At 69.2% G+C, this 23661-nt stretch carries 22 protein-coding genes; 14 read left to right on the top strand and 8 right to left on the bottom strand.

All coding sequences use genetic code 11. The annotated features are described in order from the left end of the window. Positions 1–68 precede the first annotated feature (68 nt). Together EV192_RS52815 and EV192_RS52820 are read left to right on the top strand one after the other, a co-directional pair. Positions 69–797, top strand: coding sequence for a sugar phosphate isomerase/epimerase family protein (locus EV192_RS52815; protein ID WP_132126406.1), 729 nt, complete (start codon positions 69–71; stop codon positions 795–797). Continuing rightward, positions 794–1888, top strand: a complete 1095-nt coding sequence (locus tag EV192_RS52820; protein WP_132126407.1) for a Gfo/Idh/MocA family protein — start codon at positions 794–796, stop codon at positions 1886–1888. Before EV192_RS52815 ends, EV192_RS52820 begins: the two co-directional genes overlap by 4 nt. On the opposite strand, the gene EV192_RS52825 is transcribed toward EV192_RS52820, so the two are convergent. Further along, on the bottom strand, positions 1869–2468 hold the full coding sequence (locus tag EV192_RS52825; protein ID WP_243727646.1) for a TetR/AcrR family transcriptional regulator: 600 nt from the start codon (positions 2466–2468) through the stop codon (positions 1869–1871). The genes EV192_RS52820 and EV192_RS52825 overlap by 20 nt on opposite strands. Before the next feature lie 33 nt (positions 2469–2501). Beyond that, positions 2502–3017, bottom strand: coding sequence for a peptide-methionine (S)-S-oxide reductase MsrA (gene msrA, locus EV192_RS52830; RefSeq protein ID WP_132126408.1), 516 nt, complete (start codon positions 3015–3017; stop codon positions 2502–2504). Positions 3018–3124: 107 nt separating this feature from the next. Between msrA and EV192_RS52835 the strand changes: the two genes are divergently transcribed. Genes EV192_RS52835 through EV192_RS52850 form a run of 5 tightly spaced genes read left to right on the top strand, consistent with a single transcriptional unit; the run spans position 3125 to position 5999 of the window. Then, a complete protein-coding gene (locus EV192_RS52835) occupies positions 3125–3553 on the top strand; it encodes a hypothetical protein (protein ID WP_165961066.1) in 429 nt (142 codons plus the stop codon). Continuing rightward, complete coding sequence (locus EV192_RS52840; RefSeq protein WP_424923457.1) at positions 3550–3771, top strand: helix-turn-helix transcriptional regulator; 222 nt, start codon at positions 3550–3552, stop codon at positions 3769–3771. Before EV192_RS52835 ends, EV192_RS52840 begins: the two co-directional genes overlap by 4 nt. Further along, positions 3768–4724 carry an NAD(P)-dependent alcohol dehydrogenase gene (locus EV192_RS52845; protein ID WP_132126409.1) on the top strand — a complete coding sequence of 319 codons (957 nt, stop codon included), beginning with the start codon at positions 3768–3770 and terminating at the stop codon, positions 4722–4724. Before EV192_RS52840 ends, EV192_RS52845 begins: the two co-directional genes overlap by 4 nt. A gap of 58 nt (positions 4725–4782) precedes the next feature. Beyond that, complete coding sequence (locus EV192_RS57095) at positions 4783–4914, top strand: hypothetical protein (protein WP_279496447.1); 132 nt, start codon at positions 4783–4785, stop codon at positions 4912–4914. Further along, positions 4911–5999, top strand: coding sequence for a YeiH family protein (locus EV192_RS52850; protein WP_132126410.1), 1089 nt, complete (start codon positions 4911–4913; stop codon positions 5997–5999). Before EV192_RS57095 ends, EV192_RS52850 begins: the two co-directional genes overlap by 4 nt. Before the next feature lie 3 nt (positions 6000–6002). On the opposite strand, the gene EV192_RS52855 is transcribed toward EV192_RS52850, so the two are convergent. From EV192_RS52855 to EV192_RS52870, 4 genes are read right to left on the bottom strand one after another with little or no spacing between them, the layout of a single operon-like run. Further along, positions 6003–6824: a carbohydrate ABC transporter permease gene (locus tag EV192_RS52855; RefSeq protein ID WP_132126411.1), complete on the bottom strand. Its 822-nt coding sequence runs from the start codon at positions 6822–6824 to the stop codon at positions 6003–6005. Further along, on the bottom strand, positions 6821–7804 hold the full coding sequence (locus tag EV192_RS52860) for a carbohydrate ABC transporter permease (protein WP_207926985.1): 984 nt from the start codon (positions 7802–7804) through the stop codon (positions 6821–6823). Before EV192_RS52860 ends, EV192_RS52855 begins: the two co-directional genes overlap by 4 nt. Beyond that, complete coding sequence (locus EV192_RS52865) at positions 7801–9102, bottom strand: ABC transporter substrate-binding protein (RefSeq protein WP_132126412.1); 1302 nt, start codon at positions 9100–9102, stop codon at positions 7801–7803. Before EV192_RS52865 ends, EV192_RS52860 begins: the two co-directional genes overlap by 4 nt. Positions 9103–9133: 31 nt before the next feature. Then, the gene (locus EV192_RS52870; RefSeq protein WP_243727647.1) at positions 9134–10144 is read right to left on the bottom strand and encodes a LacI family DNA-binding transcriptional regulator; all 1011 of its coding nucleotides are present in this window, start codon (positions 10142–10144) and stop codon (positions 9134–9136) included. A gap of 87 nt (positions 10145–10231) precedes the next feature. Between EV192_RS52870 and EV192_RS52875 the strand changes: the two genes are divergently transcribed. Continuing rightward, on the top strand, positions 10232–12013 hold the full coding sequence (locus EV192_RS52875; protein WP_165961067.1) for a glycogen debranching N-terminal domain-containing protein: 1782 nt from the start codon (positions 10232–10234) through the stop codon (positions 12011–12013). Here the strand turns inward: EV192_RS52875 and EV192_RS52880 are convergent. Further along, positions 12010–12792, bottom strand: coding sequence for an MBL fold metallo-hydrolase (locus tag EV192_RS52880; protein ID WP_132126414.1), 783 nt, complete (start codon positions 12790–12792; stop codon positions 12010–12012). The genes EV192_RS52875 and EV192_RS52880 overlap by 4 nt on opposite strands. A gap of 29 nt (positions 12793–12821) precedes the next feature. Continuing rightward, positions 12822–14312 carry an amidase gene (locus tag EV192_RS52885; protein ID WP_132126415.1) on the bottom strand — a complete coding sequence of 497 codons (1491 nt, stop codon included), beginning with the start codon at positions 14310–14312 and terminating at the stop codon, positions 12822–12824. Between the two features lie 108 nt (positions 14313–14420). Here EV192_RS52885 and EV192_RS52890 point away from each other — a divergent pair, with 108 nt between their 5' ends. Genes EV192_RS52890 through EV192_RS52915 form a run of 6 tightly spaced genes read left to right on the top strand, consistent with a single transcriptional unit; the run spans position 14421 to position 23110 of the window. Then, entirely contained in the window at positions 14421–16016 is a 1596-nt protein-coding gene (locus EV192_RS52890; protein WP_132126416.1) for a serine/threonine-protein kinase, read from the top strand. A 48-nt stretch (positions 16017–16064) separates the two neighbouring features. Beyond that, positions 16065–18161, top strand: coding sequence for a fibronectin type III domain-containing protein (locus tag EV192_RS52895; RefSeq protein WP_132126417.1), 2097 nt, complete (start codon positions 16065–16067; stop codon positions 18159–18161). Next, positions 18158–19117, top strand: coding sequence for an AAA family ATPase (locus tag EV192_RS52900; protein WP_132126418.1), 960 nt, complete (start codon positions 18158–18160; stop codon positions 19115–19117). The genes EV192_RS52895 and EV192_RS52900 overlap by 4 nt, the downstream gene beginning before the upstream one ends. Before the next feature lie 2 nt (positions 19118–19119). Continuing rightward, the gene (locus EV192_RS52905) at positions 19120–20241 is read left to right on the top strand and encodes a DUF58 domain-containing protein (protein WP_132126419.1); all 1122 of its coding nucleotides are present in this window, start codon (positions 19120–19122) and stop codon (positions 20239–20241) included. Further along, entirely contained in the window at positions 20241–22316 is a 2076-nt protein-coding gene (locus EV192_RS52910; protein ID WP_132126420.1) for a transglutaminase TgpA family protein, read from the top strand. The genes EV192_RS52905 and EV192_RS52910 overlap by 1 nt, the downstream gene beginning before the upstream one ends. A gap of 11 nt (positions 22317–22327) precedes the next feature. Further along, positions 22328–23110 (top strand): FHA domain-containing protein, encoded by a 783-nt coding sequence (locus EV192_RS52915; protein WP_243727648.1) that lies wholly within the window; start codon positions 22328–22330, stop codon positions 23108–23110. Positions 23111–23661 lie beyond the last annotated feature (551 nt).

Below are 23661 nucleotides of genomic sequence, written 5' to 3' on the forward strand. Positions count from 1 at the left end.
GGCAAGAATCTCTACCACGTGGTAGAGATTTGTGAGAGCGCTTCCACAGGGTCGATGGGAGTAGTGAGATGACGTCCGTTCAGCTGTATTCGGTTCGTACGAGGTTCGCGGAGGACCCCGAAGACACCCTGCGGCGCCTGGCCGGGATCGGGTTCACCCAGGTCGAGCCGTACAGCCTGGTGGAGAATCTGGCGGCGCTGCGCGTCGGCCTGCCCGCCGCCGGATTGACCGCGCCGACCGCGCACGCCCGGCTCCTGGACGTTGACCAGGCCGAGGTGTTCGCCGCGGCCGTCGAATGCGGTGTCGGCGTGGTCATCGATCCCCTTGTCCGGCCCGAGAAATGGCAGGACCCGGCGGATGTCGCGGCCACCGCCGCCGCGCTCAACGAAGCCGCCAAAGCCGGCGCCGAGCACGGCATTCAGGTCGGCTACCACAACCACTGGTGGGAACTGGAAAGTCGGATCGACGGCCGCCACGCTCTTGAGGTGTTCGCGGACCAGTTGGATCCCTCGGTGCGCCTTGAGGTGGACACGTACTGGGCGACCGCGGGCGGGGCGGACGTACCGGAGTTGCTGCGCCGGCTCGGCGACCGGGTGCACGCGATCCACGTCAAGGACGGGAACCTCGCCACCGACGCGACCGGCCAGGTCCCCGCCGGCCAGGGCAGCGTGCCCGTGGCCGACGTGCTCGCGGCGGCGCCGAACGCGTTGCGGGTGGTCGAGTTCGACCAGTTCGACGGCGACATCTTCGAGGCCGTCGCGGCCAGTTACGGCTACCTTGCCGGGGTCGGGCGATGACCGGCGTCGGGGTGATCGGCGCGGGCACGATCAGCGACACGTACCTGCAGAACCTGACCAGCTTCCCGGATCTTCGCGTACTCGCCGTGGCCGACCTGGACACCGAGCGGGCCGCCGCCCAGGCGGCGAAGCACGGCATCGAGCGGTCCGGTTCGGTGGCCTCGCTGCTCGACGACCCGGCGATCGAGATCGTGGTCAACCTGACCGTTCCGGCCGCGCACGTGGAGGTCGGCCTGGCCGCGATCGAGGCGGGCAAACACGTGTGGTCGGAAAAACCGCTGGCGCTGGACCGGCCGAGCGCCCGCAAGCTGCTCGACCAGGCCAGGGAACGGGACCTGCGGGTGGCGTGCGCGCCGGACACCGTGCTCGGCGCCGGATTGCAGACCGCGCGCCGGGCGGTGGCCGCCGGCCGGATCGGCGAACCGCTGACCGCGTTGGCGTTGTTCCAGGGGCCCGGCCCGGAGAGCTGGCATCCGGCGCCGGAGTTCCTGTTCCAGGCCGGCGGCGGGCCGCTGCTGGACATGGGGCCGTACTACCTGACCACTCTGGTCCACCTGTTCGGCCCGGTCCGGCAGGTCACCGGCGCCGGCGGCCGGGCCCGCGACACCCGGGTGATCGGCTCGGGACCGCGGGCCGGCACAGAGTTCCCGGTGACTGTGCCGACAACCGTCACCGCGCTCGTCGAGTTCACTCAGGGCGGGTCGGCACAGCTGGTCCTGAGCTTCGACTCGGCGCTGCGGCGGTCGGGTTTCGTGGAGATCACCGGAACGTCGGGTACGGCCGTGCTGCCTGATCCGAACCGGTTCGACGGCCCGACCACACTGTATACCCTCGGCCGTGAGGAGCCGGAAGAGCTTGTGGCGCAAGGACATCCGGCCTCGCGCGGCACGGGCGCGCTGGAACTGGCGCGGGCCGTGCGGGCGGGGGAGCCGGAGCGGGCGTCGGGCGAGGTGGCGTACCACGTTCTCGACGTGATGCTGTCCATTGAGGAGTCGATCTCAAGTGGACGGTCCGTCGCCGTGGAGAGCGCCGCGGCCATCCCGCCGCCGTTGCCGGCGGACTGGGACCCGTTCAGTCCAATGGGGACGTGAGCACATTGTCCACAAAGGACTTCAGGATGCCGACGAGATCGACGTCCTCGGCCGCGGTCAGCCACTGCACCTGAAGGCCGTCCATGAGCGCGATGAACGCGACCGCCGTGGCGTTCGGATCCACGCCGTCGCGCAGTTCGCCGCGGTCAGCCAGTGCCTGGAACGACTTCAGGGCGATGTCGCGGGCCGTCCGGTAGTGCCGCTGGAAGTACTCGTGCGCCGGATGGTCCGCGGCCACTGCCTCGGCCGCCAGGCGCGCGTACAGGTCGACCACCCCGGGGTTGCGCACGTTGTGCTCGGCCAGCGTGATGAACCGGCGGAGCACCTCGCGGCCCGGCGGGGTGGTCGCGAACCGCTCACGGTCGGCGTCCTGGGTGTCGCGGTGTTCGAGGACGGCCGCGAGCAGGGCCTCTTTCGTGGGGAAGTAGTAGATCAGGCCGGCATGGGTGATGCCGGCCCGTTTGGCGATCTCCCGCAGTGACGACCCGTGGTAGCCGGCCTCGGCGTACACCTCGATCGCGGCCCCGAGGATGTCCTGCCGGCGAAGCCGGCCTTTGAGGTAGCCACCCGTCGCGGACACGGCACCCATCATGCCGCAGCGGGTGGCCGATAGTCAGACGGTCTTGCGGCTGGGGAGTTTCCAGTCCGGGCGGATGTAGTGGCAGGTGTAGCCGTTCGGGATGCGCTCCAGGTAGTCCTGGTGCTCCGGTTCGGCCTCCCAGAAGTCGCTTGCCGGGGTGACCTCGGTGACCACCTTGCCCGGCCACAGGCCGGCGGCGTCCACCTCCATGATGGTCTCCTCGGCCGTCTCCTTCTGCGTCTCGCTGGTGTAGAAGATGGCCGACCGGTAGCTGGTGCCGATGTCGTTGCCCTGCCGGTTGCGGGTGGTCGGGTCGTGGATCTGGAAGAAGAACTCCAGGATGTCCCGGTAGCTGGTGCGCGCCGGGTCGAAGACGATCTCGATCGCCTCGGCGTGCCCGCCGTGGTTGTAGTAGGTCGCGTTCGGAACGTTCCCGCCGGTGTACCCGACCCGGGTGGAGAGCACGCCCGGCTGACGCCTGATCAGGTCCTGCATTCCCCAGAAGCAGCCACCGGCGAGGACGGCCCGCTCGGTCGACGTGGTGGTCATCTCGCTCCTCTCGCATGGTCTCCGCCGTGTGCAGCGAATCCGAGGTGGATTGTATTCCATGTCAAGAAAGTTTGACATGATGTCTGTTCTTCTTTACATTGGCTGGTGTGACGCTCGAAGAGAAGCGGGCCTGGATCATGATCGTGGTCTCGGCCGGCGCGTACGCGACGTACCTGGTGGTGGTGCTCGGCCGGGTCGGCGGCGGTCGGCTGGCCGACGTGTCCTATGTGAGCACGTTGCTGTGGACGGTCGGGATCTCGATCGTGGCGTCGATCGTGCTCAGCATCGCGGCCTCGGCCACCACACCCAGGGACGACGCGATCAAGGACCAGCGGGACCGGGAGATCGGGCGGTTCGGCGAGTACGTCGGCCAGTCGTTCGTGGTGATCGGCGCGGTGGCGGCGCTGGCGCTGTCGATGGCCATGGCCGACTACTTCTGGATCGCCAACGCTGTGTACCTGGCGTTCACGCTGTCGGCCGTGGTCGGGTCGGTGGCGCGGATCTTCGCCTACCGCACCGGGTTGCCGACGACGTGAAGCCCACCAAGGTCACCAACAGCATCCGGGCGCTGCGCTTCACCCACGGCGAGATGACCCAGGCCGACCTCGCGGCCCGGCTCGGCGTGACCCGACAGACCGTGATCGCCATCGAACAGAGCCGGTACTCGCCGTCGTTGGAGGTCGCGTTCCAGATCGCCCGCGTGTTCGGCGTTCGGCTCGAAGACGTTTTCCAGTATCCAGAGGAGTCAGCGTGAAAGCGATAGTGCAGGACAGATACGGTGCCGCGGACGTGCTGACGTTCGCCGACGTGGACCGGCCCCCGATGACCGACGACGACGTGCTCGTCCGGGTGCACGCGGCCGGTGTGGATCCAGGGGTGTGGCATCTGATGGCCGGGCTGCCGTATCCGGTCCGGCTGGTCAGCGGCTTACGCCGGCCCAAGGTCCGGATCCGCGGCATGGATGTGGCGGGCACGGTCGAAGCCGTCGGGACGAACGTGACCGCGCTGAAGCCGGGCGACGAAGTGTTCGGCACCTGCGAAGGAGCGTTCGCCGAGTACGTCCGCGTCAGGGCGGAGAAGGTCGCGCCGAAGCCGGCGAACCTCACGTTCGAGGGGGCCGCCGTCGTGCCGATCTCGGGATCCACGGCACTGCAGGCACTTCAGCGCGGAAAGGTCCGATCCGGACAACGTGTGCTGGTCATCGGCGCGGCCGGCGGGGTCGGGACGTTCGCGGTGCAGCTGGCCAAGGCGTTCGGCGCGCACGTCACCGGCGTGTGCAGCACGGCGAAGATCGACCTGGTCACCAGGCTGGGCGCGGACGACGTCATCGACTACACCCGGGCCGAGATCACCGGAACGTACGACCTCATCCTGGACACCGCGGGCAACCGGCGGTTGTCTCGGCTGCGCGCGGCGCTCACACCCACGGGCACGGTCGTCCTCGTCGGCGGCGAGGGCGGCGGGAAGTGGTTCGGTGGCAACGGTCGGGCGTTGGGAGCGGTCATGCTGAACCCGTTCGTCCGGCACAGCCTGCTCGGCCTGCTGGCTCTCGTCCGGCCGCATGACCTGCGGGCGCTGAGCGAGTTCATCGCGGCCGGCCGGGTCGTGCCGGTGATCGACCGGACGTTCCCCCTCGCCGACGTGCCCGAAGCCGTCCGTCACATCCACAATGGACGCGCCGCCGGCAAGGTCGTCGTCACGGTGTGAATCCCACCAGATGGACGTGATGGCTCCGGCCGGCACCGGGACCTAGTGTCCTGGAGTCATGAGTTCCCTGCCAGAACCCAAGCCACGTCCCAAGATCGGCGCTGACTGGGCGGCTGTGCTGGTCGCCGCCGTCCTCGTGGTGTTGGCCGCGCTCGGCGCCTTGCCGGCCATCACCTTCCTGGTCAAATGAGCACCGCGAACGCGACCGCCACGCGCGGCGGACTCACTGTTCCGGTCCTGCGTTACGTGCCAGGGCTCCTGCTGCTCGCCGCGGTCGGTGTGGTGGGCACGTTCGCCCAGAACGGCCTGCGCAGCCTCGGCAAGGCCACCGGGACCGCCCTGCCGGATCTCGAATACGTGCTTTGGGCCATCATCCTCGGCCTGGTCATCCGCAACACCATCGGGGTCGCCGCGGTGTTCCGGCCGGGAGTGGCCACCTACGAGTTCTGGCTCAAGATCGGGATCGTGCTGCTCGGCGCCCGGTTCGTGCTCGGCGACCTGGCCAAGCTCGGCGGGTTCAGCCTCGGCATCATCCTCGTCGACATGGCTGTGGCCACCGCCGTGATCCTGTTCGTGGGCAAGGTGTTCGGGCTCGGCGGGAAGCTGTCGTCGCTGCTGGCCATCGGCACGTCGATCTGCGGTGTCTCGGCGATCATCGCGGGCAAGGGCTCGATCGACGCCGACGACGAGGACTCCGGATACGCGATCGCCGCGATCCTCGCCCTCGGCGCGGTCGCGCTGTTCACGTTCCCGCTCATCGGGCACGCGCTGAACCTGTCGGACACCCAGTTCGGCCTGTGGGCGGGCCTCGCCGTCGACAACACCGCGGAGACCACAGCGACAGGTGCGGCGTACTCCGCGCACGCCCAAGACGTCGCCGTCGCGGTCAAGAGCACCCGAAACGCGTTGATCGGCCTGGTCGTGCTCGGCTACGCCGCCTACTGGTCCACCCGAGGTGGTGTGGCCGTCGCGAGTGGACTCAAGGCACGCGCCGGCTTCGTGTGGCGGACGTTCCCGAAGTTCGTGCTCGGGTTCGTGGCGGTGTCCGCGCTGGCCACCGCGCACGTGTTCAGCAAGGCCGACGTCACGAGCCTGGGGAACCTGTCGAAGTGGGCGTTCCTGCTGTGCTTCGCGGGTGTCGGGCTGAATTTCGACCTGCGGCAGATGGCGCGGAGCGGCGTGCGGCCACTCATCGTCGCGGCTTTGGGCCTCGTCGTGGTGGCCGCGTGCTCACTCGGCCTGGTGTTGCTGACCTCAGGGTGGCTCAAACTCTGAGGGTTACTTGACACCTCCCGCCGTGAGACCCGCGATGATGCGGCGCTGGAACACCAGCACCAGGACCACCAGTGGGACGGTGACGATCACACCGGCCGCCATCTGCGTGCCGAACGGCTGGTCGAAACCGTACGCGCCGGTGAACCGGGAGATGGACACCGTCGCGGTCTGCATCGACTCGTCGTTCACCATCGACAACGCGATGATGAACTCGTTCCACGCGGTGATGAACGTGATGATCGCGGTGGTGAACACACCGGGCGCGGCCAGCGGCAGGATGATCTTGCGGAACGCCTGCAGCCGGGTGCACCCGTCGATCATCGCGGCCTCCTCGAGTTCGCCCGGCATCTGCCGGAAGAACGCGTTGAGGTTCCACACCGCCAGCGGCAGCGCGAACGACATGCTGGGCACGATCATCGCCTGGTAGGTGTTGATCCAGTTGATGTCCGTGAACAGCTTCAGCAACGGCACGACCAACGAGATCCCGGGGAACATGGAGGTCGCGATGATGATCGCGGCGACCCCGTTCTTGAACCGGAACTTCAGGCGCGCCATGGCGTACGCCGCGGAGAGGCCGATGATCAGGGTGAGCGTGGTCGCGATCCCGGCCACCACGAGGCTGTTCAGCAACGCCCGCCCGAACCCGACGTCCGCACCGAAGATCGCGATGAAGTTGGTGGCCGACAACGGGTTCGGGAACGGCGTCAGTGAGAACTGGTCGGTCGGCCGGCGCAGCGCGGACACCAGCATCCAGTAGAACGGCGCCAGGCAGTACACCAGGATGACCGCCAGGCCGACGTAACGCAGGACGACACGAGGGTTCATGCCGGCACCACCTCACGTGCGACAACGGGTCTCCGTGTTCGACGGGCCCGTTGTTGTTTCGTGCGGTCGCGGGCCTCGCCGATCACATCCGCGCCGAGGACCTTCACGAACACCAGCGCCACGACGGCCACATAGACGAACAGGATCGTCGCGTACGCCGCGGCCGGCCCGAACCTGAGGTTGCTGGCCTCCTTGAACGCGAGCATCGTCAGCGTCTCCACCGACTTCTTGTCGCTGCCGATCAGCACGAACGGCAGGTCGAACATGCGCAACGAGTCCAGCACCCGGAACAGCACGGCCACCACGAGCACCGGCCGGACCAGCGGCAACGTGATCGACCAGAACTGGCGGGCCGGGCTGGCGCCGTCCACCCGCGCGGCCTCGTAGACGTCCTTCGGGATCACCTGCAGCCCGGCCAGCACGAGCAGGCCGATGAACGGCGCGGTCTTCCAGGTGTCCGCGATCATCACCGCGAACTTCGCGTGCCAGCCCTCGGTGGTCCACAGCACCTGGTTGCCGATGATCGCGTTGGCCACGCCGTCGGCCTGGAAGATCCACCGCCACAGGATCGCCGACACCGCGGTCGGGATCGCCCACGGCACCAGGATGCTCGCCCGCACCAGGCCGCGCCAGCGCAGCGCCTGATGCATCACCAGCGCCATGGCCACGCCGATGACCACCTCGACCGACACGGTCGCCACCGTGAAGAACGTGGTGTTGCCGAACGCGTTCCAGAAGTCGGCGGCGGCCGGCCCGTTGAAGACGCCGGTGTAGTTGTTCACGCCGACGAACTGGTCGCCCGGCACCACGAACCCGTCCGCGTCAACGGTCTGACCGGCCTGGTAGAGCGACTCCCGCAGGGCCGCGACCAGCGGATAGCCGACCACCAGGCCGAGCACGACGAAGGTGGGGGACAGCAGCAGGGCGGCCAGTCGTCCGGCGTCACGCGCCGCCCTGCTGCGGCCTAATGCCGTTGTCACTTGAGCAGTTCCTGCAGTTTGGCTTGCAGCTCCTTCAACGCGGTCGCGCTGTCCTTGGCGCCGGTCAGCGCGGCGTACGCGGAGTCCTGGATCGCGGTGGTGACATCCCCGTACTTGACGGCCTTCGGCCGCGGCTTGGCGTTCAGGATCGACGCCTTCAACGTCGGCAGGTATGGGAACTGCTTGGTCAGGTCCGGGTCGTCGTACAGCTTGGTACGGGTCGGGGCCTGCGAGGTGGCCAGCAGGTTGGACCGCTCGGCCTGCTCGGTGGTGAAGAACTTGATGAAGTCCAACGCGGTCGCCTTGTGGTCGGCGAACGCGGAGATGGCGAAGTTGTGGCCGCCGAGGGTGGACACGCCAGGGCCGGACATGCCGGGCAGCGGTGCCACGTCGAACTTGCCGGCCACCTGGGACGACCCGTCGGTCTTGCTCGCCAGCGCCCACTGGTACGGCCACTGCCGGTGGAACAGCAGCTCACCGGCCTGGAACGCGCGGCGGCCCTCCTCTTCCTTGTACGTGATCGCCTTCTGCGGGATCGCCCCGGTCTGCAGGCCCTGCACCAGGACGTCCAGGCCGGCCTTGGCCTGCGGAGTGTCCACAGTGGGCTTGCCGGTGTCGTCGACGATCGCGCCGCCCGCTGAGTGCACGGCCTCGTCGAAGTTCACGGTCAGGCCCTCGTACTTCTCGAACTGCCCGGCGTAGCAGCCGACGTTGGCCGCCTCCGGCAGGGCCTTGACCTTCTGGCACGCGGCCACCAGCTCGGTCCACGTCTTCGGCGGCGTGACACTGGCCTTGTCCAGCAGGTCCTTGCGGTAGTACAGCAGGCCGCCGTCGGAGTACACCGGCACGGCGTACAGCTTGTCGCGGTACTCGGCGGTCGCCACCGCTGGCTTGAGGAAGTTGTCCAGGTCGAACTGGTCGCGGGGCAGTTCGACCACCCAGCGGTTGGCGGCGAACTCGGCCGTCCACACCACGTCCAGGTTCAGCACGGTGTACGCGTTCGACTTCACCTGCGCGTTCTGGACCATCTGCTGGCGCTGCGCGTCCGCCGACTCGGGCAGCTCGACGATCCGGACCTTCTCGTTCGGGTGCGCGGAGTTCCACTCCGCGATCAGCTTCTCCATGTTGCCGGACGTGTCCTTGCCGGTGACGAACGTAATGTCACCGCGTCCTTCCAACGCCGACGCCGCGGCGCTTGAGGGCCCGCTCGGGGTCGTGGTCCCGCCGCACGCACTGAGTAACAACGCCGCGCACGCCAACGCCGCGAATCGCAGCGTTGTCGTTGTTCGCCCTGCCATCACTTGTCTCCCATCACCATTGACGAAAACTTCACCCACCGAGTCGCGCGCTGCCCCGGACCACGATCTCACCGGCCAGCAGGACACCCCTGTCCGCGCGCGCCTCGTCGATCAGGCCGACCAGGGTCGTGGCGATCTGGTCGGTCGGCTGGCGAACCGTGGTCAGTCCACCCTCCACTGTGGACGCCAGCACCGAGTCGTCGAACCCGGTGACCCATGTGTCCACACCCCGGCGGTGGACCTCGCTGAGCACACCGACCGCCAGCAGGTCGCTGGCCGCCAGGATCGCCGTCGGCGGCCGTCGGCCGTCCAGGAGTTCGCCGGCCGCGAGCGCCGCGCCCGCCATGCTGCCGGCGGGTGCGGGTAGGGCCACGCAGTCCTCATTGGACAGACCGAGCCGCTGACACTCGCCGCGCCAGCCGCGTTCCCGGTCGCGGCCCGCGCCCACGGGGTCTGGCCAGCCCACGAACGCGATGCGTTCATGGCCGGCCGCGGCCAGCTTGGACACCAGTTCGGCGCACGCGCCGGCACCGTCCACATCGACCCACGGGCCCGGCTCGTCGCCCTGCTCCGGCCAGGTTCGGCCGAACGACGCGAACGGGACGCGCCGATCGGTCAGCCACGGGTGCCGGGGGTCGTCGTCGACCGTGTCGGACAAGATGAACGCGTCAACTGCGCGCTGGGCGACCAGGTCGGCGTACGTCCGCAGGCCGTCCACTCCGGGCGCGGCGGTGAAGACCAGCAGGTGCCGGCCGGACGCCTCGATCGCCTCGGTCATCGCGTGCAGGAACGGGTCCATGAACAGGCTGTGGCCCGGCTGGCGGGCCAGGCAGTAGCCGACCAGGCCGGCTTTGCGGGTGGCGAGGCTGCGCGCGGTCCGGCTGGGCTGGTACCCGAGCGTCTCGATCGCGGCCCGGACCTTGCTCAGCGTGTCCGGGTCGACGCGCTCGGGCGCGTTGAGTACGTTGGACACGGTCTGGCGGGAGACGCCGGCGAGCGAAGCCACCTGGCGAAGCGTCACCGCCTGCTCCCGCACTGTCACGAGTACTCCCACTTCCGATTTGACCGGTCAAATGAGGGAGTCACTGTGACTGACGCCACAAGGTCATGTCAAGGGTGGGAGGAAGTTGTGACCTCATCGCTGCATTGCCTCACCACGGTCCTGGCCGCGCCGTCGTTCGTGCAGTCCGACCAGGACGGCCGGATCGGCCGGGGAGGGCCGCACGGCTGGTTCCACCGGGACCGTCGCGCGCTCACCGAGCTCACCTGGGGGATCGAGGGACTGTCGCTGGTCGCCGTCGGGCAGGTGACCGATGGGTCGTCGGCGTCGGCGTTCCATGCCGTCGTGCGCGAGCCGGGGGAGGTGTGGCGGGACTCGGCGGTACGTGTGTGCCTTACCCGCCAAGTGTTTCCGTCGACCGTGGTGGAGCAGTTGGACATCACGAACCACGGCGAGCGTCGTTCGGTGACGGTCACGCTCGACGTGGCCACCGACTTCGCCGGGATCGACGCGGTGAAGGCAGGTCGTACGGTGCCGCTGGTGATGCCCGTCAACGACCTGACCTGGCGCGACGACAGGGGATCGGTGACCGTGCGCGCTTCTCCCGCCGGTCAGGTGCGTTCGGGTCTCGTCACCCGGGTGACCTGGCAGGTGACGTTGGACGCGGGGGAGACGTGGCGGGTTCGCCTGGACGGCACGGCCGAGTTCGAGCCGGGCGCCTTCGACCCGAAGCCGGTCCTCGATCCACCACAGTGGACAGACGTACCGGGGATGGCGTCCGAACTCGCCGATCTGCGTGCCCTGCTGCTCGCGGACGGCGACGACTGCTATCTCGCGGCCGGAAGTCCTTGGTATCTCACGCTTTTCGGGCGGGACGCGCTGTGGGCCGCCCGGTTGCTGTTGCCGTTGGGCACCGACGTGGCCGCCGGTACCTTACGTGCGCTCGCCCGCCTGCAAGGTACCCGACACGATCCGGAGTCCGAGGAACAGCCCGGGAAGATCCCGCACGAGGTGCGGACCAGCGACATCGACACCGGCGAGGTGCGGCTGAGTTCGCTGTACTACGGGACCGTCGACGCCACCCCGCTGTGGGTGTGCCTGCTGCACGAGGCCTGGCAGGCCGGGATGCCCGAGGACCAGGTTCGGGCGCTGACCCCGAATCTGGTGGCGGCGATGAACTGGATCACCGGGCAGGACCTGCTGACGTACCGGGCGTCGGCCACCGGCGGACTCACCCATCAGGGCTGGAAGGACTCGCACGACGCGTTCCTGCACCGCGACGGCAGCCACCCGGTGGGCTCGATCGCGCTCTGCGAGGCACAGGGCTACGGCCACGCCGCCGCCACAGCGGGTGCCGCGCTGGCGGCCGCGTTCGACATCGCAGACGGTCCGTTATGGACAGAATGGGCGGGTCGGCTGCGGTCCCGGTTCCGTGCCGCGTTCTGGATCGAGGACGACACCGGGCGGTATCCGGCGATCGCGCTGGACGGCGACCACCGGCCCGTCCACGGCGCCACCTCGAACATGGGCCACCTGCTGGGAACCGGGCTGCTGGACCAGACCGAGGCGCGGCTGGTCGCGGACCGGCTCGGCCGGCCGGACCTGCTGACCGAGTTCGGGCTGCGGACACTCACCGCGACCAGCCCGGTGTTCAACCCGTTCAGCTACCACCGGGGGAGTCTCTGGCCGCACGACACCGCGATCGCCATGGTCGGCCTGGCCGCCGAAGGCCACCACGGCTTGGCGATGCGTCTCGCCGACGGGCTGTTGCGCGTCAGCGACCACTTCGGCGGCCACACTCCCGAGCTGTTCGCGGTGGTGGACGACGTTCCGTTGGCGTATCCCGCCGCGTGCCGGCCACAGGCGTGGTCCGCGGCCGGCGTCGTCCGGGCCGCGCTGCAACGGTCCTAAGGCGTGGTCCATTCGCCGAGCGGCGCCATCTTGAGCACGCCGGCCAGGCCGGCTTCGTCGAACGCGGCGGGGATGTTCGTCGCGGGTTCGCTGAAATGGGCCCAGCCGGTGTAGTGCGACGGGATCACGACGGGCGCGTTCAGCACCGCCGCGGCCGCTGCGGCGCGGTGGCTGGTCAGGGTGAGCGGGCGGCCGCGTTCCTTGATGGGGACGCTGGCCGCGCCGGCGAACAGCACGGCCACATCCACCTGGCCGACCCGTTCGGCGATCTCGGTGACGACCCGGATCGAGGCGTTGTCGCCGCTCACGTACACCGTGGGGATTCCGTTGCCGCTCAACACAAAACCGATGACCTCGGTGTTGATGTTCCCGTCCGCGTCGCGGTCGCCGTCGGCCGGGCCGTGCTCGGCGGGCACGGCCTGCACGGTCACGGCACCGACCTGGGTGGTCTGCCACGGCGCCAGGGGAATGGCGGCCGGGCCGAGGCGGCCGGCGTGCGTGGGGCCGGCCACCAGGATCGGCGCGGCCAGCGCGAACGCCCGTCCACTGGTGTCCAGGTTGTCCGGGTGGTCCTCGTGGCTGACCAGGACCGCGTCCACCGGACCGAGTTCGGCGTCGCTCACCGCCGGTCCGGTCAGTTTGGTCAGGTAGCCCTGCTCGCCCGGCGGGTCGAAGGTGGGATCCACCACCAGCCGCCGGCCGCCGATGTCGATGACCGTGGTGGGACCGCCCAGTATGGCGATCGCGAACTCCTGACGCTCTGCGGTGACCGTTGTCATGCCCAGGCCAACATCTCGCTGGGGGCCGCCTATTCCAGGCGGGGCTCGTCCTGCGGCCACGCCTGCTCGGCCTCCAGTTGGGCGGCCAGGGCGAGCAGCGTGGGCTCGCTGCCCAGACCGCCGACGAACTGCACGCCGAGCGGCAGGCCGTCCTTGGTCCGGTGCAGCGGCAGGGACATGGCCGGGCGGCCGGTGATGTTGGCGAGCTGGGTGAACGGGACGGGTGCGAGGTTGGTGAAGATCGTGTCCATCCACAGCTTGGTCTTGGCGAAGGGCGCGACCACGCCGAGACGCAGCAGGACCTCGCCCACAGCGCGCACGAGGAAAGGAGTGTCCAGTTCGCCGATCCGGACCGGCGGCCGGGCGAGCGTCGGGGTCACAAGCACGTCGTACGTCTCATGGAACTTCGCCAACGCCCGGGAATACGTGTTCCACTGGCGGTGCCGGGCGGCGTACTCGGGCGCGCGTATTCCCCGGGCGGACGCGGCCAGGAGACGATTGTCCAGCTCGAAGTCCGTGATCGCCGCGCCGGTCATCCGGCGGATCTCGGCGATGGTGGCCGCGGCCTCTCCCGCCCACATCTTGAGAAAGTCCTGTGCCAGCTGGGATCCGTCGATGTCGGGCTCGGCCGGCGACACGTCGTGGCCGAGTTTGCCGAGCAGCGCGACCGCTTCGTCGACCGCGGCGACCGCCTCGGGATGGACCGGCGTGCCGATCGGAGACGTTGTGGTGTAACCGATGCGCAGCTTTCCCGGGGCGCGCCGGGCCAGTTCGGCGTACGGGGTGTCCGGGTGCGCGGACAGGTACGGGCCGCCGAGGTCGGGCCGGGCCGTGAGGACGTCCAGCATCGCCGCCGAGTCGCGGACAGTTCGCGAGATCACGCCGTCGGTCGCCGCGCCGTACAGCTGTTCCGCGGTCCTCGGGCCACAGGGCACCACACCACGGCCAGCCTTGAGGCCGACGAGCCCGCAGCAGGCCGCCGGGATCCGGATCGAGCCACCGCCGTCACTCGCCCCGGCCACCGGCAGGATCCCGGCGGCGACCGCCGCGGCCGTGCCGCCCGACGAGCCACCGGGAGTGTGGTCCAGGTTCCACGGGTTACGCGTGGGCCGCCCGGCCGCCGCCTCAGGCTCGGTGACGGGTTTGGTGCCCAACTCGGGCGTGCTCGTCTTGCCGAAGATCACCAGGCCCGCTTCCAGCCAACGGCTGACGACCACGCTGTGCTCAGCCGCGACGTGGTTGCGCATCGCGCGGGAGCCGCTGCCGGTCGGCACGCCCGCGTAGTCCTGCGCCAGGTCCTTGATCAGGAACGGCACCCCGGCGAACGGGCCGGTCAGCTCCTCGGTCACGCGCTTGCGGGCGATCTCGTACATCGGGCGGACGATCGCGTTCAGCTTCCCGTTGACCTGTTCGGCACGGGCGATCGCGACTTCGAGCAAGTCGGCCGCGGACACCTCCCGCTTGGCCACCAGTTCGGCCAGACCGACCGCGTCGAACCGCCGGTACTCGCTGTATTCCATGCTACTGGACGGTAGTGATCACCCGTCGATTCCGCGAGTCACCCGAACGGACGCGCAGTGTTGTCAGAGGGCCGAACGACCACACAGCGGAGTCGGTACATTGCTCTGGTGACTGACAGCGAGGGGAGGCTCGTCGGCAAGCGGTACCTGCTGGTGCGGTCGCTCGGCCACGGTGGGATGGGCGAGGTCTGGCAGGCCTGGGACAAGTTCCTGCACAGGCATGTGGCGGTCAAGGAAGTCCTCCGGCGCGCCGGAGCCGCCCAGCGCACACTCCGGGAGGCCCGCGCCGCCGCCAAGCTCCGCCACCCCGGCATCGTCAAGGTGCACGACGTGATCACCGACGACGACCGGCCGTGGATCGTGATGGAGCTGATCGACGGCCGCTCACTGGCGGACTGCCTGCGGGCCGACGGCCAGCTCACCGAACGGCGGGCCGCGGAGATCGGGATGCAGGTCGTCCGCGCCCTGGACGTCGCCCACCAGCAAGGCGTCGTGCACCGGGATGTCAAGCCCAGCAACATCATGCTCGACGGCGACCTGCCGATCCTGACCGACTTCGGCATCGCGTTCATCGAAGGCGGCACGGCCATCACCCCGATGGGCGAGGCGGTCGGCTCGTGGGAGTACATGGCCCCGGAACGGTTCAAGGGACTGGCCACGTCCGCGTCCGACCTGTGGAGCGTCGGGATCGTCCTGTACGAGGTCGTGGTCGGCCGGACGCCGTTCCGGTACATCGACATGGCGTCCACCGCGCGGGCGATCATGGAGGACGACCTGGTCAAGAACTACTCGACCGACCGGCTGTGGCCGGTCATCGAAGGTCTCCTGCGCAAGGACCCCGCCGAGCGGCTCACCGCCGAGGCGGCCGTCAGCATGCTGGCCGAGGTCGCCGGCACCGCGCCGTCGGCCCCGGTGTCCCAGGAAACCGTCCCGGCGAAGCCGGTCAGGACCCAACTCGCCCGGCCGGTGCCGGTCACGGACCCGCGCGGGACCGACGCGAGAACCAGGCACGACGCGGGCGCGTTCGCCGCGCCGCCCGACCCGGACGTGACCCAGCCGGTCGTCCTGCCCGGTGACGTGACCGAGGAGCCGTTCGTCCCCCCGCGACCCAGACGGTCCCTCCGTCCGATGTGGGTGGTCCTCGGCGCGGTCGTCGTCGTGGCCGCGCTCGTCTTTGTGGCGATCAGTCTGTGGCCGACGCCCGAACGCGAGGTGACACTGGTGACGGACACCTCCCAGCCCGGGTTCGTGATCGACGTCCCGGCGGGCTGGACGCGGTCGGTGACCGACGCCGGAACGATCAGCGACGCGCAATGGCAGGGCGTACAGGACAATCCGAAGATCGGCGGCCTGACCGTCGACGTGCTCAGCGATCCGTCGACGACCGCGCCCTATTCCTATCTGGTGGTCAAAGACGGGACAGAAAACAACAACCACCGCGACAACCACAGCTATCAGCGGCTGAACCTGACCAACACGGGGACATCGCAGTATTCCGGCGGCGAGGCCGAGTTGGAGTACACGTACAAGTCCGCGGCCACCAACACGTGGTTCCACGTCCGGTACCGTGCCATGCTCCCGCCCTCCCATCTCTACCTGCTGAAGTTCTCGATGTCCGCGGACGACGAACAGACACTGAAGAGCCGCTGGGGCGACGCGCAGCCGACGTTGGACAAGATCCGCGACAGCTTCCATCCCCGCTGACGCCGGTCCGGGGGAGGGGTCCCCAAGTCACCCGCTAACCTGATTGCCGTGAATGACGGGAACTCGTCAACACCATTCCTGGCACGGCCGACCAAGAACCGCGGATGGCGCAAGAAGGGGCCATTCGCGTTGTTCGCGCTGGTGTGTTCCGCGACGCTGATCGTCACGTTCGTCGCGGCCACCAACCCGTTGTCGGCGTCGCCGTTCGCGTTGAGCGGCCACTGGGTCTACAACTCCGTGCTGCGGGGTGTTTTCCATATCGACGGGCCGACCGGGAACATCGACGCGCAGGCCGCGGTCGACGGCGAACCCGGCAGCCAGGTGGTGCAGGGCGACCTCAGCGGGTACGTGGTGGGCCTGCACAAGATCACCGAGTTCGGCAAGGACGACCTCGCGGCGCGCCAGGGGATCACGCCACCGGTCGACGAGGTGCCGGTCGGCGTCGAAGGTGTCGGCGGTCCGTACCTGGTCTACCGCAACGCGGGTCTGGTCGTCCGCCTGGGCAACCCGTCCCGGGTCGTGCCGATCGGCGGCGCGGTCGGCGACCCCGTGCTGACCTCGGACGGCACAATGTGGTTGCACCGCACCGGAGTCGGCTCGATCTGCACGCTGCCGAAAGACGCCGACCGCCCGTCGGGATGCCCGGTGCAGGCGCCGGAGAACCACGCGGGCGCGTTGACCGTCGTCGGCGACCGGTTGGCGTTCGTCGACTTCTTCAGCCGTACGGTCAGCACAGTCGACGGCGACCACCTCGGCCAGGGAACGCCGCTGGGCGTGCCGCTGTCGCCGAACTCGCGCGCGGCGGCGCAGGACGTGGCCGGCCGGGTGGCGATCCTGGATCTGGAGCGGCACACCCTGTCGTTGGCGGACACCGCCAGCCCGCCGGCGCCGCCGGTGACGATCGGACTGTCCGGCGGCGACTACGACGGACCGGTGTCGACCGGGTCCGCGGTGGTGCTCGTCGACCGCCAGACCGGCAACGTGTTGACCTACGGCCCGGACGGCGCGCCCAAGGACACCAAACCGATCCGCGACAAGGCCGGCAAGCCGCGCCTGACCAGGGGCGAGGACAACCGGGTGTACGTCGAGGACGCCGACGGCACCCAGGTCGTGGTGGTGGCCAAGGACGGCGGCATGAAGGACGTCCCGGTGGCCGGCAAGCCCACCGGCCCGTCCGCGCCACCGGCACCCGTGGTGGACACCAAGACCGGCGAGCCCGGCCGTCAAGGCGGCGAGGCGTCGCGGCAGGGCGGCGAGAGCGACCGGCCACGCGGCGGCGACACCAGCCGCCCGCCTCCACCTCCGCCGCCGATCCCGGCCACCGCGCCGGGCGCGCCGACCGGGGTGGCGGCGACGGCAGGCGACGGGTCGGCCGTGGTGACGTGGGGTGCGGCAGCGGACAACCGGGCGGCGGTGACGTCATACCAGGTGTCGTGGCAGGGCGGCTCGATGACGGTCAGCGGCGGTGCTCGACGCGTGAACGTCAACGGCCTGACGAACGGAACGCGATACGTGTTCACCGTGACCGCGACGAACAAGATGGGCGCGGGTCCCGGCGCGTCCGCCGCCGCGACACCGTTCGCCGTGGCGACCGCGCCGACCGTGAACGCGGTCAACCAAGGCAACGGTGCCGTCAGGGTGACGTGGACTGCGCCGGACATGAAAGGCGGAACGCTGCAGCACTACCAGGTGAGCGCGACCGGCCAGGCCGACCAGAACCTGACCGGGAACAGCACTACCTACAATGGACTGGCGGCGGGCCGGACGTACACGTTCACCGTTCGGGCGATCACGAAGTCGGGCGACGGACAGACTCTCATCGGCACGCCCGGCAGCGCCTCGGTCAATATCCCCGCGCCCCCTGCGAAGCGCATCACCATCAGTGAGGGACAGGCGACCACATCCGGCAACTGCCGCGCCCCGAACTGCGCAAGGGTGGATGCGAACGGTGTCGGTTTCACCCCAGGCCCCCACGACATCAGGCTCAGCTCCTCCAGCAACACCAACGTGCAGACCGAGACCGTCGACGTCAGGGCCGATGGCTCCTGGAGTTACAGCGAACTCGACTACGACGTGCCCGGCCAGACCGTCTGGATCACCGTGGACGGGGTCCAATCCAACAAGATCACCTGGAAAAGCCCATGAATCGAGCAGTGCCCGCCGGCGAGGTGAGCCAGCGGATCATCGAGAACGTGCAGCGCGTGGTGCGTGGCAAGCCGGAGATCGTGCGTCTCGCCGTGGCCGCGTTGCTGGCCGAGGGACACCTGCTCATCGAGGACGTGCCCGGCCTGGGCAAGACCACGTTGGCGCGGTGCCTGGCGCGCAGCATCAGCGGCAGCTGGAGCCGGATCCAGTTCACGCCGGACCTGCTGCCCGGGGATATCACCGGAGTGCAGGTGTACCACCAGCGGGACGAGAAGTTCGCGTTCCACCCGGGCGGTGTGTTCGCCAACATCGTGCTCGCCGACGAGATCAACCGGGGTACGCCGAAGACCCAGTCGGCGTTGCTGGAGGTGATGTCCGAGCGGACCGTCACCGTCGACTCGGTCCGGCACGACGTGCCCCGGCCGTTCCTGGTGGTCGCCACCCAGAACCCGATCGAGCTGGCGGGCACGTACCGGCTGCCGGAGGCCCAGCTCGACCGGTTCCTGATGCGGCTCCGGATCGGCTACCCGGACCTCGCCTCCGAGGTCGTCGTGATCATGAGTGAGTGCGCGGGGGTCACACCGGACGAACTGCCGCCGGTGGTCGACATCCCTACTTTGCACGCGGCTGTGGCGGATGTGCGGGCGACCCGGATCGACCCGGCCATCGTCGAGTACGCGGCTCGTATCGCGGCTACGACGCGTCAGAATCCCGACGTGCGGTACGGCGCCAGCCCGCGCGGCAGCATCGCGCTTGTCCGTGCCGCGCAGGCGTTCGCGGTGACTGACGGCCGCGGGTTCGTGAACGTCGACGACATCAAGGCGGTGGCGCACGCGGTGCTGGAGCACCGGTTGGTGCTCACGTCGGAGGCTGAGCTGAACCAGCGGCAGCCGCGGAACATCGTGGACTTCGTGCTCGACTCGGTGCCTGCGCCGATGATGCGCGCGGGGGTCTGACTGTGCGATTGACGCGGCGTGGCGTGGGCACGCTCATGGCGGCTGTCGTTCTGTTCGTCGTCGGGCAGGTCGCGGGTTATCCCGTACTGCTGGCGGTGTCCGCGGCGGCTGTCGGCGCGCTTGTCGCCGCGCTGGCCGTGGCGGGCAGGCGGCCGCGGGTGCTGGTGCGCCGGGAGATGGTTCCCGACCGGATCGAACGTGGCCGTCCGGCGGTCGTGACGCTGTGGATCCACAACCCGGGCAAGCGCCGGCAGGCCGCGTTCACCGCGGAAGACAAGGTGGGCAACGGTTCCGCGACCGTGGAGGTGCGTGCGCTGGCGCCGAACGCCCAGCCCGGTCACCGCACGTACCAGCTGCCGACCGACCGTCGCGGCCGGCACCGGGTCGGTCCGTTGACGCTCAGCCGGACCGACGCGCTCGGTCTGTGCCGCAGCGAGTTGACCTTGGGTGAGACGGCGACGTTGTGGGTGTACCCGCGGACGCACCCGGTGAGTGTCGTTCCCGCCGGGTGGCAGCGGCATCACCACGAGGGCGCGGTCGACGCTCGCTCGTTGCGTGGCTCGCTGGAGTTGCGTGAGGTGCGTGAATACCTTGTCGGGGACGAGGTTCGGCATCTGCACTGGAAGGCGACGGCCAAGACCGGGCAGCTGATGATCCGGGACTACGCCGACCCGAGCCAGCCGTGGTTCACCGTGGTGCTCGACGACCGCAGGGAGATGCCGGCGGCGTGGTTCGAGGAGGCCGTGGAACTGGTGGCGTCGCTCGTGGTCGCGGCTGCGAAGGCGGACCATCGGTGCCGGTTGCTGACGGCGACAGGTGTGGACGTGTCCACCGACCCGGGTGTCCCGTCGACCCGGCGGCTGTTGGAGGAACTGTGCGTGGTCGAGCGCAGCCGTGAGCCGAGTCTTTCTCTTATGCCGCAAGGATTGTCGGGCGGCGGTACGTTGGTGGTGGTGACGTCCACGATGTCCGCCGAGGATCGGGCCGCTCTGGGCGGGCCGCGGTTCACGGACACGGTCGTGATCGTGCTGGGTGCGCGTGCGCCTGAGATCCCGGGGGTGAAGGTGTTGCGGGCCGCGAGCGCGGTCGACGGGACTCGTCGCTGGCAGTCGGTGATGGTGTGATGAGGCAACGGATTCTCGTAGCGTGCGTGCTGCTCGCGGCGGCGGTGCCCGGGTTGTTGTTCGCGCCGGTGTTCGGGCTGCGGCCGTTGGTGCTGCCGGTTCTGGTGGTGGTGTTGGCTTGTTACGTCGTATCCGAAGTATGTGTGTGGCTTCCGGGGCTGCGGCCGTGGCGGCCGGTGCTCGGGTTCGTCGTGGGCTTGTTGGCGGTCGCGGAGGTCACGTTCGGCGGGGTGCCAACGGGGGCCACTTTGCGCGCGGTGGGGGAGGGGTTGACGCGGTCGTGGCAGTTGACGCTGCAGTCGACGTGGCCCGCTCGACCGGACGCCGAGTTGCTGTTCTTCGTGCCGATGATCGTGTTGCTCGCCGCCGTGCTGGGCGTTGAGCTGTTGCGGTGGCCGACGCTCGCGGTGGTGCCGAGCGGCTGTGCCCTGGTGTTGAGCCAGGCGTTCGCCGCGGTGTCCGGCACGGTGGCGACCGTGGTGGGGTTGGCGTACGCGATGATCATCGCCGGGGTGTTCATGGCGTCGCGGCGAGGCGCGGCCGTGCTGATCGTGCCGACAGTGGTGCTGGGTGTGGCGGCGGCCGTCGGGGTGACCGCGGTCGACCAGGGCAGCCGGCCGGCGTATTCGTTGCAGGAGACGCATTCCACGCCCGTTCAGCTGGCCAGGCAGGTCAGTCCGCTGACCGAGGTGGCCGCGCGGATGCGGACCCCGGACACACCGGTCTTCAGCTACACCAGCGCCGACCCGGTGGACCGGTGGCGGATCGTCGTGCTCACCGGGTTCAACGGGGTGACGTGGACGCCGACCGACCAGTTCCGGCGGATCGGCTCGCGGATTCCCACGTCGGCTTCGGTGACGGTGCCGACCACCGAACATTCGGCGCGGATCAGCGTCCCGGCCGCGGACTCGGTCTGGGTGCCCAGCCAGGCGATGCCCGCGTCGGTCACGGGTACCGCGCCGCTCGTCGACCCGGCGTCGGGGATGTTGGCGTTGCCGGATCGCGCCGGGGCGGTCGACTACGGCCTGAGCTGGCAGGAACCTCGGGTCTCACCGGACGAGCTGCGCAACGCCGCCATCGACCCGACTGTGCCGCTGGGGGACCTCGGGGTGATTCCGCCGGGCATCGCCGACTTGGCGCGTACGGCGACCGGTGGGCAGCGGCCGTCGTTCCTCACCGCGGCTTTGCTGGAACGGTATTTGAGCCAGAACTACGGGACGGCCGTCGGCGCTGACCTGCCTACCGGGAGCGGCTGGCCGCAGCTGCGGGACTTCCTGCTGACCACGAAACGTGGCACGAGCGAGCAGTTCGCCGCGGCGTATGTGGCGTTGGCCCGGATCGTCGGTATCCCGGCGCGGATCGCGGTCGGTTACCGGGCACCTCGGGCCACGGCCGGCAGTCGGGTGGTGGTGCACAACGGGGACGTGCTGGCGTGGCCGGAGGTGGCGGTGGCCGGGGTCGGCTGGGTGCCGCTCGACCCGGCCGGTGCGGCGAGCGGCGCGAGCCCGGCGGCGGCCGGGTTGGCGCAGGCCGCCGCGAAAGTGGTGACCGATCTGCCGCCGACCCCCAAGGTGCCCGACCCGGTGGCGACCCCGGACTCGCCTTCGGGCCCCGATGGGCCCTTCCCGACCGGGACCGTGCTGCTCGGCCTGCTCGCGCTGGTTCTCTTGGTGGGTACGGGAATCCCGCTGTGGAAACTGGTTCGCACGGTCCGCCGCCGACGCCACACAGGTGAGCGTGGCGTGGTGGCCGCATGGCGGGAGGCCAGAGATCTGCTGCGCGCGCACGGCGCCGCCGTGACCGCCGGGATGACCGTGCGGGACGCCGCCAGGACCGTCACCGATCAGTCCGTTGTGGACGGTTTGGCCCGGCTCGCCCGACAGATGGACATCGCGCTGTGGTCGGGCGCCGACGCCGACACAGACACAGTCGCCGACGCGTGGGCGGCGGTCGGCAGCATCCGCCGTGGTCTCGCCGGCCGCCCGCTGCGTGCCCGGATCCGGGCGTTGTTCGACCTCAGGACGGTTCGGGACCCCTCCCGAAGCATCGCGGGCACACTCCCGTGGATCGGCTGAGGAGGTCCGCGGTGCGAGCAGAGCTGGCGTACAAGGACGGTTTATGGCTGCCACGCGGCCACGACAGCCTGGCCCTGGGGGTGCCGAGCGCCGCGCCCGGCGCGGTGCACGCACTCGCCTCGGGCGGCGGCTACTCGGTCCAACCGGGCGAGGGCCGAATCGTCTACTTCGGACGTAACCGCCCCGAAGTCCACATCTGTGTCGGCGAGGACGACCGCCAAGTCAGCCGAGTACACGGCGAACTAGCCCACCGCCAATCCCGCTGGTGGCTGCGCAACGTCGGCCGCCAACCCATCCGCCTACCCAAGTCAAGGTGGCTGTTCCCGAACGAGGCGGCGTTCCCCCTGGCCGACGGCTACACCCCGATCCACATCCCCGGCTCCCGCCAACGCGAACACCTGGTGGAGGTGTACGTGACAGCACTGGACCAAGCCCGCCACAACGACGAGACAGTGCTCCCCGAGCCCTACCACCTCACAACGGACGAGCGCCTGGTACTCGTCGTCCTCGGCCAACGCTACCTCTCCGTCGCCACCAGCCCCGAGCCACTCACCTGGGACGAAGCCGCACGCCACCTCACCGAACTCCAACCAGAAGCAGCCTGGACCCCCAAGGCGGTCGAACACTACGTCGCCCTGGTCCGGGAACGCCTGCACTCGGCCGGAGTCCCGGATCTGATGCCAGACGAGCTAGCGTCGGGCAACGCCGTCACCCACAACGTGCTGAAGGAACTGGTCCGCTCCATGACGCTGCTGCCCAGCGACCTTACTGCTCTCCACGGAAGCCCTCCTTGATCTGAGAGGCTCCGCAACGGTTGTTGGTTTCGGGCTGGAAAAGATTGTTCGCTCGCCGCGAGGGCAGGCCGCCAAGAGGGAGTCCTTTTGTTGGGTATTCCTAGTTGTTTTAGTTGTCTTGGTCGCGGGGCCTCCCTCCCGTATGACCTGCCCAAGGGAATCATATCTGCCAGGTGAGGTCCAGCTTGGGTTCTCGGTCCGTATGGCTCCCGCCTTTTGCTGGTATCCGTAGGCGGACCTCGCTGGGGTTTCGTGGTTTTGGACCCCACCCGACAGATATGATTGGCTGCGCCCAGGCCATACGGGAGGGAGACCCCACTCCAGCCACCGGTATGTGAGTACAGAATCGGCCACCATGCGGCCGACGCCTAAAACGACGATCCTTTAGAAGTGTTGTTATGAGCGCGTGCCCGCGCAACACACCTGCGGCTGGAGTGGTGACTCCCTCCCGTATGGCAGTGAGGATGGGTGTGCGTCCGGAAGGATGTGTTCTGGTGGTTGTCCTGGGTGTGGTCTGACCCGCCGTATGACTGGCTTCGTGTCTTTCTCAG

Origin of the sequence: Actinocrispum wychmicini, assembly GCF_004345645.1 — a bacterium.
GTDB classification, from domain to species: Bacteria; Actinomycetota; Actinomycetes; order Mycobacteriales; family Pseudonocardiaceae; genus Kibdelosporangium; species Kibdelosporangium wychmicini.